This is a genomic window from Mesorhizobium sp. B2-1-3A (assembly GCF_006442655.1).
In the GTDB taxonomy this organism is placed as follows: Bacteria; Pseudomonadota; Alphaproteobacteria; order Rhizobiales; family Rhizobiaceae; genus Mesorhizobium.
In genome coordinates this window covers 1-13,238 of the sequence record NZ_VFWK01000009.1, presented here as the reverse complement: position 1 = coordinate 13,238, position 13,238 = coordinate 1, and the positions used below count along the sequence as shown (strand labels likewise).

General features: G+C 64.4%; 9 protein-coding genes. 5 read left to right on the top strand and 4 right to left on the bottom strand.

Translation table 11 applies throughout. The features are described from left to right. The first annotated feature begins 3 nt into the window (after positions 1-3). On the top strand, positions 4-1,287 hold the full coding sequence (locus tag FJ977_RS30825) for an MFS transporter (RefSeq protein WP_181180122.1): 1,284 nt from the start codon (positions 4-6) through the stop codon (positions 1,285-1,287). Positions 1,288-1,491: 204 nt separating this feature from the next. On the opposite strand, the gene FJ977_RS30820 is transcribed toward FJ977_RS30825, so the two are convergent. Next, complete coding sequence (locus FJ977_RS30820) at positions 1,492-1,770, bottom strand: hypothetical protein (protein ID WP_140775960.1); 279 nt, start codon at positions 1,768-1,770, stop codon at positions 1,492-1,494. A 197-nt stretch (positions 1,771-1,967) separates the two neighbouring features. On the opposite strand from FJ977_RS30820, the gene typA reads away from it, so the two are divergent. After that, positions 1,968-3,797, top strand: coding sequence for a translational GTPase TypA (gene typA, locus FJ977_RS30815; RefSeq protein ID WP_140775959.1), 1,830 nt, complete (start codon positions 1,968-1,970; stop codon positions 3,795-3,797). A gap of 60 nt (positions 3,798-3,857) precedes the next feature. On the opposite strand, the gene FJ977_RS30810 is transcribed toward typA, so the two are convergent. Then, positions 3,858-4,484 carry a DUF1062 domain-containing protein gene (locus tag FJ977_RS30810; protein ID WP_140775958.1) on the bottom strand — a complete coding sequence of 209 codons (627 nt, stop codon included), beginning with the start codon at positions 4,482-4,484 and terminating at the stop codon, positions 3,858-3,860. Positions 4,485-5,003: 519 nt separating this feature from the next. Here FJ977_RS30810 and FJ977_RS30805 point away from each other — a divergent pair. Next, complete coding sequence (locus FJ977_RS30805) at positions 5,004-5,618, top strand: LysE family translocator (protein WP_140775957.1); 615 nt, start codon at positions 5,004-5,006, stop codon at positions 5,616-5,618. A gap of 9 nt (positions 5,619-5,627) precedes the next feature. On the opposite strand, the gene FJ977_RS30800 is transcribed toward FJ977_RS30805, so the two are convergent. Continuing rightward, complete coding sequence (locus tag FJ977_RS30800) at positions 5,628-5,954, bottom strand: YciI family protein (RefSeq protein WP_056575027.1); 327 nt, start codon at positions 5,952-5,954, stop codon at positions 5,628-5,630. A 124-nt stretch (positions 5,955-6,078) separates the two neighbouring features. Continuing rightward, positions 6,079-6,642, bottom strand: coding sequence for a peroxidase-related enzyme (locus tag FJ977_RS30795; protein ID WP_140775956.1), 564 nt, complete (start codon positions 6,640-6,642; stop codon positions 6,079-6,081). Between the two features lie 136 nt (positions 6,643-6,778). Between FJ977_RS30795 and FJ977_RS30790 the strand changes: the two genes are divergently transcribed. Both FJ977_RS30790 and FJ977_RS30785 read left to right on the top strand, forming a co-directional pair. Then, positions 6,779-11,593 carry an NAD-glutamate dehydrogenase gene (locus FJ977_RS30790; RefSeq protein ID WP_140775955.1) on the top strand — a complete coding sequence of 1,605 codons (4,815 nt, stop codon included), beginning with the start codon at positions 6,779-6,781 and terminating at the stop codon, positions 11,591-11,593. 200 nt (positions 11,594-11,793) lie between these two features. Then, positions 11,794-13,170, top strand: coding sequence for an MFS transporter (locus tag FJ977_RS30785; protein ID WP_140775954.1), 1,377 nt, complete (start codon positions 11,794-11,796; stop codon positions 13,168-13,170). Positions 13,171-13,238: the final 68 nt, after the last annotated feature.

Sequence of the window (13,238 nt, the reverse complement as noted above, 5' to 3'; positions counted from 1 at the left end):
AACATGATAGCCCAATCCCGTCCATTTGGCCAGCGCTACGCTTTCGTCGTGGTCGGTGTCATCTTCCTCTGCCTGCTGATCGCGGCCGGCCTGCGGTCCGCGCCCGCTGTCATGATGCTGCCGCTGGAAAACAGTTTTGGCTGGCGGCGCGACGTTATCTCGCTGGCCGCCGGCGTCGGCATCCTGCTCTATGGCCTGACCGGTCCGTTCGCCGCCGCGCTGATGGAGCGGATCGGGATGCGCCGCACGCTGATCGCGTCGCTGGTGGTGATGTCGGGCTCGACGGCGCTCAGCCTGCTGATGACCGAGCCCTGGCATCTGTTCATCACCTGGGGCGTCTTCTCGGGTATCGGCTCCGGCGCTGTCGCCAGCGTGCTCGGCGCCACCATCGTCAACCGCTGGTTCAAGACCAATCGCGGCCTGGTCATGGGCTTGATGTCGGCCTCAAGTGCCACCGGTCTGCTGGTGTTCCTGCCGCTGCTTGCCTCGCTGGCGCAGTCGGGAGGCTGGAAGCCGGTCGCCATCGCGGTCGCGATCGCCACCGCCTGTCTTCTGCCGCTGGTCTGGCTGCTGGTGCCGGAGCGCCCGGCCTCGATCGGCATGGTGCGCTATGGCGCCGAGGCCGATGACGTGCCGCCGGTCTCGCCGGCATCGCAAGGCAATTTCCTGGCGCATACGCTGAACACGCTGCGCCGCGCCGCCGGCACAAGGGTGTTCTGGTACCTGTTCGCCACCTTCTTCGTCTGCGGCTTCACCACCAACGGGCTGGTCGGAACGCATCTGATCGCCTTCTGCGGTGATATGGGCATCGGCGAGGTGCAGGCCGCCGGCCTGTTGTCGATGATGGGCATTTTCGACCTGATCGGCACGACGCTGTCGGGCTGGCTCACCGACCGCTTCGACCCGCGCAAGCTGCTCGGTGTCTACTATGCCATCCGTGGCCTGTCGCTGATCTACCTGCCCTATTCCGGCTTCTCGGCCACCAGCCTGATCATTTTCGCCGTGCTCTACGGCCTCGATTGGATCGCAACCGTGCCGCCGACACTGCGGCTCGCCAACGAGGCGTTCGGCGACCGCAGCGGCCCGATCGTGTTCGGCTGGATCGTTGCCGGACACCAGGTTGGCGCCGCGGCCGCGGCCGCCTTTGGCGGCACCATGCGCGAGCTGCAGGGCAATTACGAGCTGGCCTTCCTCATCGCAGGCATGACGGCCATCGCGGCGGCCTGTATCTCGCTGCTGATCAACACCAGCCGGCCAGCGTTCGACCCGGAACCGCAAGCCGCTTGACGTGGTGAGGCCTTGTGATCTCCCCCATCGAGGGGGAGATGTCGCCGAAGGGCGACAGAGGGGGACCTCGCGTGAAGCGCTGACGTCCTGCGCCTGCGAGAATGAGTTGAGCCCGGTCGAACCGACCACCTCTGGTCTGCCGGCCATCTCCCCCTCAAGGAGGGAGATTGGCAGCTTCGACCCCGCTAGTTCCGCGATGGGATCCTAATCCGGGTAGCAGACCATCGGAATGTTCGGCCACACCGCGCTGTCGCAGTTGGCGGCGGCTTGGCGCTGCTTGAAGGCGGCGGTGACCGGGCCGGTCACCACCGGATCGACGCCATCGGGTGCGTCGGCGAAGACCTGTTCGGCCGGCGGATTGGACGGCAGGGCCGGCCGTGCCTCCTTCAGCGTCGCGGCCGACTGCGCGGCATTGGCCGCCAGCAGCATGGCAAAGGCCGCGGATGCGATGAGCGGCCAAAAACGATTGAGTTTATCGGTCATGATGGTCGAACTGTCCGGGTCCTGAAAAGGTTCCCGCCTTGGTTAACAAAATCATCTCACACGCAGATGCTTAAGATTTGATGAGTATTTGGTGTCGCGCGTCCTCTTTCGCAAATGCGAAAAACCCTGTATGAGCCGCGCAACCGAAAGAGGCGGCGCCTTTGGCCTGCTGCCTGCAACGCTCCCGAGACCAGAACATGAAACTCCGTAATATCGCGATTATCGCGCACGTCGACCATGGAAAGACAACCCTGGTCGACCAGCTTTTGAAGCAGTCCGGTTCCTTCCGCGACAATCAGCGCGTCGCCGAGCGCGCCATGGATTCCAACGACCTCGAAAAGGAACGCGGCATCACCATCCTGGCCAAGGCGACCTCGGTCGACTGGAAGGACACCCGCATCAACATCGTCGACACCCCCGGCCACGCCGATTTCGGCGGCGAGGTCGAGCGCATCCTGTCGATGGTGGATTCGGCCATCGTGCTGGTCGACGCCGCCGAGGGCCCGATGCCGCAGACCAAGTTCGTCGTCGGCAAGGCACTGAAGGTCGGGCTGAAGCCGATCGTCGTCATCAACAAGATCGACCGCCCGGACGCGCGTCATGTCGAGGTGGTCAACGAGGTGTTCGACCTCTTCGCCGCGCTCGACGCCACCGACGAGCAGCTCGACTTCCCGATCCTCTATGGTTCGGGCCGTGACGGCTGGGTTTCGGAAAATCCGGAAGGCCCGAAGGACCAGCAGCTGGCGCCGCTGTTCGACCTCATCGTCAAGCATGTGCCGGCGCCGACCGTTCATCCCGGCCCGTTCCGCATGATCGGCACCATCCTGGAAGCCAACCCCTTCCTCGGCCGCATCATCACCGGCCGCATTGAATCCGGCACGCTGAAGGCCAACCAGGCGGTCAAGGTGCTGCACCATGACGGCACCCAGATCGAAACCGGCCGCATCTCGAAGATCCTGGCTTTCCGCGGCCTTGAGCGCCAGCCGATCGACGAAGCCCAGGCGGGCGACATCGTCGCCATCGCCGGCCTGTCGAAGGGTACCGTCGCCGACACGTTCTGCGACCTGGCGGTGAGCGAGGCGCTGCATGCGCAGCCGATCGATCCGCCGACCGTGACCATGTCGTTCCTCGTCAATGACAGCCCGCTCGCCGGCACCGAAGGCGACAAGGTGACCAGCCGCGTCATCCGCGACCGCCTGCTGCGCGAGGCCGAAGGCAATGTCGCGCTCAAGATCGAGGAATCGCCCGACAAGGATTCGTTCTTCGTCTCCGGCCGTGGCGAATTGCAGCTCGCCGTGCTGATCGAGACCATGCGCCGCGAAGGCTTCGAGATCGCCGTGTCGCGTCCGCGCGTCGTCATGCAGAAGGGCGAGAACGGCGAATTGCTGGAGCCGGTCGAGGAAGTCGTCATCGACGTCGACGAGGAGCATGCCGGCGTCGTCGTTCAGAAGATGTCGGAGCGCAAGGCCGAGATGGTCGAGTTGCGCCCGTCCGGCGGCAACCGCCAGCGCATCGTGTTCCACGCGCCGACGCGCGGCCTGATCGGCTACCAGTCGGAACTGTTGACCGACACGCGCGGCACCGCCGTGATGAACCGGCTGTTCCATGCCTACGAGCCCTACAAGGGCGAATTGCCGGGCCGCACCAACGGCGTGCTGATCTCCAACGAGCAGGGCGAGTCGGTCGCCTACGCCATGTGGAACCTGGAAGACCGCGGCCCGATGGTCATCGACCCGGGCGTCAAGGTCTATCAGGGCATGATCATCGGCATCCACTCCCGCGACAACGACCTCGAAGTGAATGTGCTGAAGGGCAAGAAGCTGACCAACATCCGTGCCGCCGGCAAGGATGAGGCGGTCAAGCTCACCCCGCCGATCCGCATGACCCTGGAACGCGCGCTGGCCTGGATCCAGGACGACGAACTGGTCGAGGTGACGCCGAAGACCATCCGCCTGCGCAAGCTCTATCTCGATCCGAACGAGCGCAAGCGTTTCGAGAAGTCGGCCAAGGCGGTCGGCGCGGCGTAATTTCTTCTACTGACGATTTCTGAGAGGGGCGGAGCATCAAGTGCTCCGCCCCTCTCTCGTTCATCCGCCGGCCGCGCTGATGATCGCTTCGTGGTCCGGCTCGCCGGCCAGGTCGAGGCGGATCGTCATTCCCTGGCGGGCCGGCTTGCGCAAGGCTTTGGCTCCGTCCGGATCGACGACCAGCAGACGTCGCTCCTCCAGCGCCTGAAGCCTCGAGCGCGAGATGCCGAGTTCATTGGCAAGCAGACGATCGAGCCGGAGCGATGTCGGCATTTCCAGCCCGAGCCGCAGTTCCAGGGTCGCCGCGCTTTCCCTGGTACCGCCGAGCAATAGCTTGCGCACGGCGACATCGGCAAACTCCTCGACACGCCCCACCTGGTTGCGCAAGGCGACGACATCGAAGGCATGGCGCCGCGCAAGCCCCAGGTCGTTGCTTTCGAGTGCCCGCAGCAGCGCGGGCTCGATGTCGCGGCGATTGCAGCGCTCGAAAATGCCGAAATTCCAGGAATTGTCGCAATCGACGCAGCGATAGATCAGCCAGACATCGATGCGCTTGCCGTTGGCGTTGACGCGGAATTTGCCGCTGCAGCGATAGGCCTTCACGCCTCCGCAGCGATTGCAGTTGATCAGGGGTTGAGGGGCGATTGCAGGCGTGATCGCCCATTGAATGACAAGATGTTGAGACAAGCCGAAAAACCTTCCAGTGCGGAAGTTCTTCAGGCTGGCAATGTCGAGATGCCCATGCGGGCACGGCGTGGCGAGAGCTAGCTATGGTCGGAAGTCAGGTGTCACGGGCGACAAGCACGCGACAGCGGTTCAGCAGTGCCAAACCGGTCTCGAACCGCCGCCTGAGGAACACATGAAAATGAGCAGTCACCGCTGATGCGGCGCCCTGCAGGTGTGATCAGGGGAGTTGGCGAGACCGGCGATTACTGAGGCAAAGTGAAGCTCGAAATTGTTTCGCGGCGGGTCTTCTAGCGGCGTGGCGGCGGACGGGCAAGGGTTTCAGCGGCCGGCAGAACAACTGATGCATGGGAGGTCACTCAATTGCTGCGGACGTCAGCGCTGCCCATGGGGAGAAGATGGCGGCAGCCAGATGAGGGGCGGCGCCGACGTCTCTTGAGGGCGAATCTCACGATGGGCGGCAGGGTGCCAAACCACCACCGATCGGATATCTTTCACCCTCCAACGCTGGAAGGCTCCGCCATGCACCTCACCTCGCTGCTGATTTTCGCCGCCGCCTTGTTCGTTGCCGCCGGCTCGCCCGGCCCGTCGATCGCCGCACTCGTGGCGCGCGTCATCTCGAAGGGCTTTCGCGACGTGTTTCCGTTCCTGCTCGCCATGTGGATCGGCGAGGGCATCTGGCTGTCGCTGGCGGTGTTCGGGCTGGCCGTGGTGGCACAGACCTTCCACTTCGCCTTTGTCGTGGTGAAATGGGCCGGTGTCGCCTATCTCGCTTACCTCGCCTGGAAGATGTGGACGGCGCCTGTCGACGCGAAAGAGGGCGAGATGCCGCGCGAGGATTCGCCGGCGAAGCTGTTTTTCGCGGGCATGGCGGTAACGCTCGGCAATCCCAAGATCATGATGTTCTACCTGGCGCTGCTGCCGACCATCATCGACCTGGCTTCGGTCAGCATTGTCGGCTGGGTCGAGCTGACGGCGACCATGGCGGTGGTGCTGATCGCGATCGATCTCGCCTGGGTGCTTGCCGCCTCTCAGGCGCGCAAGCTCCTGAAAAGCAAGCGCGCCATGAAGATCGCCAACCGGATCAGCGCCACGACGATGGCCGGCGCCGCCGCGGCGATCGCTGTGCGGTCCTGAGGCGAGGCGTCAGCCCATCATATTGATGATGGGTGCGATCTCGACGTTGCAGTTCGGCATGGCCAGCATCGGGCAGCCCTTTGCCTTCTCGGCGGCATCGTCGATATCCCTGGCCTCGATGATCGAGTAGCCGCCGGTTGGGTTGCTGCCGCCATTGTTCTCTATCTTGCCGCCGGGCATGACGGTCTTCGACATGCCGACCGGATTGCCCGGGTCGACAACAGCCGAACCAAGCTTTCCAAACCAGCCTGTCCAGGCGTCGGTCATCGCCTTTCGCTCGGCTTCGCTCGTCGGCATCTTTCCGGAGCCGTGATAGACATAGAGAAACTTCGCCATGTTCTCCTCCCTTGATGAGCGGCATCGAACCGGCATGCGGTCATGCCGCCTGCCGATCATCGGACCAAACCGGCAAACAAGCAACGAGAATGAGGAATGCCTAATGTAAGGCGAGGTTGGAGCCTCACCGTGCCATGGCGTGGTATTCGTCGTTCGGCCGCATGTCGATCGCAGCAGCCACGCGGTTCGACATGTTGAAGAAGGCTGAAGTCGAGGCGATGTCCCAGATGTCGCGGTCGCTGAAGCCGGCCTTCCGAAGCGCGACCCGGTCGGCCTCGACGATCTTGGCGGGCTCCTCGGTCAGCTTGACCGCGAATTCGAGCATGGCGGCCTGCCTCGGCGACAGAGCGGCGGCGCGGAAATTCATCACCATCATTTCTCCGAGCGCAGGGTCCCCGGACAACTGGCGCACCGCTGCGCCATGCGCGGTCAGGCAGTAATAGCAATGGTTGATCGAGGAGACCGCGACCGCGATCATCTCGCGCTCCAGCTTCGACAGGCCCGAATCACCCAGCATCAGATCGTTGTACATGTCGGTGAAGGCGCGCAGCTTCTTGTCGTCGAAGGCGTAGGCCTTGAGCACGTTCGGAACCAGGCCGAGCTTCTCCTCGCATTTGGCGAAATAGGCCTTTGTCGGTTCGCTCAGTTCCCCTGAATCGAGATCAAGCGCGGTGATTTTGCCGGTCATGGTCATTTTCTCCTCTTCGGGCGCCGCCTTGCCGCCGAATTCGGATAATTCTCGGCAAGCCGTCAAACCTTTGTCGCCAAACAGCGGTCATCTGCTACGATAGTCGTAAAAGCATTCGACGGGAGGGAATAGCGTCATGGCCAGCGTGAAATCCGCAGCGAAGCCGAAGAAAAAACCCACATCAGCGACAAAGACCGAGGAAAGGCCAGCCCGGCTCGCCGATTACCTCCTCGCCCGCGCGCCGGCCGAAGACATCGCCGCCTATGACGTGGCGGACCTCGAACGCGCCGCCGACCTCGCCGGCGAGGCGGTCGCCAGGCACAAGAAGGGCGCGTGCGTCGTTGCCGTCGAGACCGATTCGGGCGTCGCTCGCGAAGGCCGCCCGGTGACGGTCATCACCGTCGTCAACGACAACATGCCGTTCCTGTTCGATTCCATCCTCGGCGAGGTTACCGAGACATCGGGTGAGCCGACATTGGTCACCCACCCGGTCATCACCGTGCGCCACGGCAAACGCGGTGTCGAGGAAATCCTGGGCGACGGCAATTTCGCCAAGGACGACGGCAATCACGACCGGCTGAGCGTCATCCACGTCCATATCCCGCGGCTGACCGCGGACGCGGCAAACGCCTTGACCGAGCGGCTGCGCAAGATGCTTGGTCAGGTTCACGCCGCCGTCAACGACTGGAAGCCGATGCTGGCCCGGCTCGACCAGGCGATCTCCGAGTTCCGCTATTCCGCGGTGCCGCTCGACAAGAAGAGCGTGGCGGAGGCGATCGCCTTCCTGGAATGGCTGCGCGACGACAATTTCACCTTCCTCGGCATGCGTGAGTTCAAATACACCGGCGGCGAGGAAAGCGGCAATCTGGAGCGCGCCGACAAGCCCGGCCTCGGTATCCTCAGCGATCCCGATGTGCTGGTGCTGAGGCGCGGCACCGAAGCGGTGACGACAACGCCCGAGATTCGCGCCTTCCTGCATGGGCCGGAGCCGCTGATCGTCACCAAGGCCAATGCCAAGTCTTCCGTGCACCGGCGCATCTATCTCGATTACATCGGCGTCAAGACCTACACCGCCAAGGGTGTGTTGTCGGGTGAACTGCGCATCGTCGGCCTGTTCACCTCGACCGCCTACACCCGGTCGGTGATGAAGATCCCGTATCTCAGGTCAAAGGCCGAGACCATCATCGCCAAGTCCGGTTTCGACCGGCACGACCATTCCGGCAAGGCGCTGATCAACGTGCTGGAAAGCTATCCGCGCGACGAATTGTTCCAGGTGCCGGTGCCGATTCTGCGCAAGCACGCCGCGGCCATTCTGGGGCTGATCGAGCGGCCGCGCGTTCGGGCGCTGGTGCGTGCCGACCAGTTCGACCGCTTCGTCTCGATTCTCGTCTTCGTACCGCGCGACCGCTACGACAGCGTCGTGCGCGAGAAGATCGGCGCCTATCTCAAGACCGTGTTCGAGGGCCGGCTGTCGGCCTATTACCCGGCCTTCCCGGAAGGCGGGCTGGCGCGCGTGCACTTCATCATCGGCCGCTCCGGCGGCAAGACGCCGAAAGTCGAGCAGGCGACGATCGAGGCGGCGATCCGCGATATCGTGCGCACCTGGGAGGATGCCCTTTCCGACGCGGCGGACGCCGATGGTGGCGACCAGGTGTTGAAGGCCATCGCCGCAAGGCTGCCGGAAAGTTATCGCGACTCGTTCAGCGCGGCGGTGGCGCTGGTCGATGCCGGGCGCATCGCCAGGATCAGCGCCGACAATCCGATCGCCATCGACTACTACCGCCATGCCGAGCAGAAGCCGCATCAGGCGGCGCTGAAGATCTATCACCATGGCAGCCCGGTGGCGCTGTCGCGGCGTGTGCCGGTGCTGGAAAACATCGGCTTCCGCGTCATCAGCGAGCGCACCTTCGAGGTCGGCGACGACCAGCCCGGCATGATCAATAGAGATCAGCCCGGCATGGTCTTCATCCACGACATGGAGCTGGAGAACAGCTATGGCAAGCCGATCGACCTTGCCGATGGCGGCGCGCTGTTCGAGGACGCGTTCCTGTCGGTGTGGCGCGGCGACGTCGACAATGACGGCTATAACGGCCTCGCCCAGACGGCCGGCCTGTGGTCCGGCGAAATCATCATCCTGCGCGCCTATGGCCGCTATCTGCAGCAGGTCGGCATTCCGCAAAGCCAGGACTTCATCGCTGCCGCCCTCAACCGCTATCCCGAGATCGCACGTGGCCTGCACGCGCTGTTCATTGCCCGGCTTGGCCCCACGGCCGAGGGCGATGGGGTGGTGGCGGCAAAGCATCTCAAGGCCAAGATCAAGGATGCGCTGGAGGATGTGCCCAACATCGATGACGACACCATCATACGCCGCTACCTCAACCTGATCGAAGCCTCGCTGCGCACCAACCATTTCGTTACCGATACGAAGCAGAACGGCCAGTCCCTGGCGATCAAGCTCGAGTCGCAGGCGGTCGAAGGGCTACCGGCGCCACGGCCGTGGCGCGAGATCTTCGTCTATGGTTCCGAGGTCGAGGGCCTGCATCTGCGCTTCGGCCCGGTGGCGCGTGGCGGCTTGCGCTGGTCGGACCGTGCCCAGGACTACCGCACCGAGGTGCTCGGCCTGGTCAAGGCGCAACAGGTCAAGAACGCCGTGATCGTGCCGGTCGGCGCCAAGGGCGGTTTCTTCCCCAAGCGCCTTCCAGTCGGCGGCAGCCGCGACGCGATCTTCGAGGCGGGCACCTCCGCCTACAAGAATTTCGTCTCCAGCCTGCTGTCGATCACCGACAATATCGGACTGGAGGGTGTCATTCCGCCGGCCGGCGTCATCAGGCGCGACCAGGACGATCCCTATTTCGTCGTCGCCGCCGACAAGGGCACGGCGACCTTCTCCGACACCGCCAATGCCATCTCCGAGAAGCATGGCTTCTGGCTCGACGATGCCTTCGCCTCCGGCGGCTCGGCGGGCTATGACCACAAGAAGATGGGCATCACCGCCAAGGGTGCCTGGGAAGCGGTCAAGCGGCATTTCCGAGAGATGAACCGCGACATCCAGGCCTCGCCGTTCACCGCCGTCGGTGTCGGCGACATGTCGGGCGACGTGTTCGGCAACGGCATGCTGTTGTCGCCGAAAACCAGGCTGATCGCAGCCTTCGATCATCGCGATATCTTCATCGATCCCGATCCGGACATGGCGGCCTCGATGGCCGAGCGCGAGCGCATGTTCGCGCTGCCGCGTTCGAGCTGGCAGGACTATGACAAGAGCAAGCTGTCGGAAGGCGGCATCATCGTCTCGCGCAATCAGAAGTCGATCACCTTGCCGGCCGCGGCCGCGGCGGCAATCGGCCTCGGCAAGACGACCGCCACGCCGGTCGAGATCATGACCGCCATCCTCAAGGCGCCGGTCGATCTTCTGTGGTTCGGCGGCATCGGCACTTACTTGAGGGCATCCACCGAAACCAACGCCGAGGTCGGCGACCGCGCCAATGACGCCATCCGCATCACCGCGCTCGACGTGCGTGCCAAGGTGATCGGCGAGGGCGCCAATCTCGGCGTCACGCAGCGGGCGCGCATCGAATTCGGCATGAATGGCGGCCGCTGCAATTCCGACGCCATCGACAATTCGGGCGGCGTCAATTGCTCCGACGTCGAGGTCAACATCAAGATCGCGCTGGCGTCGGCCATGCGCAAGGGATCGCTGACGCGCCCTGCACGCAACAAGCTGCTGGCCGAGATGACCGACGAGGTCGGCGGGCTGGTGCTGTCCAACAACTATCAGCAGACGCTGGCGCTTTCGATCGCCCGCAAGCGGGGCCTCGCCGACATCGCGCACCAGGCCCGCTTCATGTCGGCGCTCGAAGCGCGCGGCCTGCTCGACCGTGCCGTGGAAACACTGCCGTCGCCGGCGGCCCTTGCCGAGCGTGAAGCACGTGGCGAGCCGCTGACCAGGGCCGAGCTCGGCGTGCTGCTCGCTTACGCCAAGATCGTGCTGTTTTCCGACATCGTCGCCAGCGACGTGCCTGATGACGCGCATTTCGACCGCGATCTGATGGGCTATTTCCCGGACCGGATGGCGAAGAAATACGCCGCCGAAATCCATGGCCACCGACTGCGCCGCGAAATCATCGCCCGCGTCGTCGCCAACGACCTCGTCAATCGCGGTGGCCCTTCCTTCGTCAACCGGCTGCAGGAGGCCACGGGGCGCACCGCCGCCGACGTGGTGCGCACCTTCGCCGTGGTGCGTGACGGCTTTGCGCTGCCGGCGCTCTATCGCGAGATCGACGCGCTCGACAACCAGATCGACGGCCAGGTGCAGCTCGATCTCTACCAGATGGTGAGCCGGCTGATCTACGTGACCAGCGGCTGGTATCTCAAGAACGATACCGGCACGGCACCCCTTGGCCAGCGCATCGCGGAACTGCAGGAGGCGCGCAAGGCGCTGGAGCCGAAGCTCGTTTCGCTGCTGCCGGCGTTTTCGCGCGAACGCATCGAGGAGAAACGGCACGGGCTGTTCAAGGCCGGCGCGCCTGAGCGGCTGGCCGAACAACTGGCGCTGAGCGAGGTGGCGGAACTCATCCCCGACATCGCGCTGACCGCGCGGATGGCAAATGCCGACATCGTCGCGGCTGCACGAGCATTCTTTGCGGTGAGCGATGCCTTCCGCATTCCGCGCGTCGAGGACGCCGCGCGCTCGATCACGCCTTCGGACTACTATGATCAGCTGGCGCTTTCGCGGGCCACCGACACGATTGGTGCGGCGCGTCGCGGCATTGCGGTTGCGGCACTCACCGGCCATGCCAAGGCGGCCGATGCGGTCGCGGCCTGGCTGGAAGCCGGCGGCGAGCGCGTGGCGCGTATCCGCGAGCGGCTGCAGGCGCTGACCGAAGGCGGCGACATCACCGTGTCGCGGCTGTCGGTGGCATCAGGGCTGATGAGCGACCTGACGGGGATGTGAGGCTTACCTTCCGCCTAGCGGGAGGGTCGCTGCGAAGCAGCGGGGGTGGCGGTGCCAGACCCCCACCCGGACCTTCGGTCCGACCTCCCCACAAGGGGGAGGTAAGGGTTGGCGCCTGCGACGCTTGTGTTTGCATGACCATCGGAAAACATGCAGACATGGCGCGAACCGCCAACGAAGCGTAGGCGAGTGGAGGGGATATGGCCGAGGTAGCAGTGCAGCGTGCGTCCGGGCGCGGCATCTGGGGATGGATGTTCTTCGACTGGGCGGCGCAGCCGTTCTTCACGGTCGTCACCACCTTCATCTTCGGCCCCTATTTCGTTTCGCGGATGGCGGGCGATCCCACCACCGGCCAGGCTGTATGGGGTTACGGCATAGCCGCCGCCGGGCTGGTCATTGCAATATTGTCGCCAATCCTCGGCTCGATCGCCGACCAGACCGGTCCGCGCAAGCCGTGGATCGGGTTTTTCGCGGCGATCAAGATCACCAGTCTCACCTTGCTCTGGTTCGCCGCGCCGGGCTCGAACCTGTTCCTGATCGTGGCGCTGTTCTCGCTGGCATCGGTGGCGGCGGAATTCTCCACCGTGTTCAACGATTCGATGATGCCGCGGCTGGTGCCGAAGAGCGAGATCGGCCGCATCTCCAACACGGCCTGGGGTCTCGGCTATCTCGGCGGCATGATCGCGCTGATCTTCGTCGTCACCTGTCTCGCCGGCTCGCCGGAGACCGGCAAGACGATCATCGGCATCAACCCGCTGTTCGGGCTCGACCCGAAGCTGGGCGAGGATGCGCGCGCCACCGGGCCGCTTTCGGCCGGCTGGTATTTCCTGTTCATCCTGCCGATGTTCTTCTTCACGCCGGATGCCATCAAGGGCATTCCGATCGGGCCGGCGGTGCGCGAGGGCCTGTCGGAGCTGAAATCGACGCTGGCCGAGGTGCGCAAGCGCGGCGGCATCTTCCGCTTCCTCGTCGCCCGCATGATCTACCAGGATGGCGTCAACGCGCTGCTGGCGCTTGGCGGCACCTTCGCGGCGGGCATGTTCCACTGGTCGATCACCGAGATCGGCATGTTCGGCATCATCCTCAATGTCGTCGCCATCTTCGGCTGCTGGATCGCCGCCCGGCTCGACACCGCGCTCGGCTCCAAGGCAGTGGTGATGATCTCGCTGGTCATGCTGTCCGTCGCCACCATCGGTGTCGTCTCGACCGGTCCGGGCTTCACCTTGCTCGGCCTGATCCAACTCCCGACCACCGACTCAGGTGGCCTGTTTGGCACGGCCGCCGAAAAGGCCTACATCATGTACGGCCTGCTGATCGGGCTGGCCTTCGGTCCGGTGCAGGCGTCGTCGCGTTCCTACATGGCGCGCAGCGTCACGGCGGCGGAATCCGGGCGCTATTTCGGCATCTATGCGCTCGCCGGACGGGCGACCAGTTTCCTGGCGCCGTTCATGGTGGCGACCATCACCGCGCTGAGCGACTCGGCGCGGCTTGGCATGGCCGTGATCATCCTGTTCCTCGGCATCGGCATGGCGATACTGGTGAGGACGCCCTATCCGGCTGACAAGCCGGCGGAGTGAGCTTTACCCTCCCCCTTGTGGGGAGGGTCGATCCGCGAAGCGGAGCGGGGTGGGGGTCAGCGCCATGG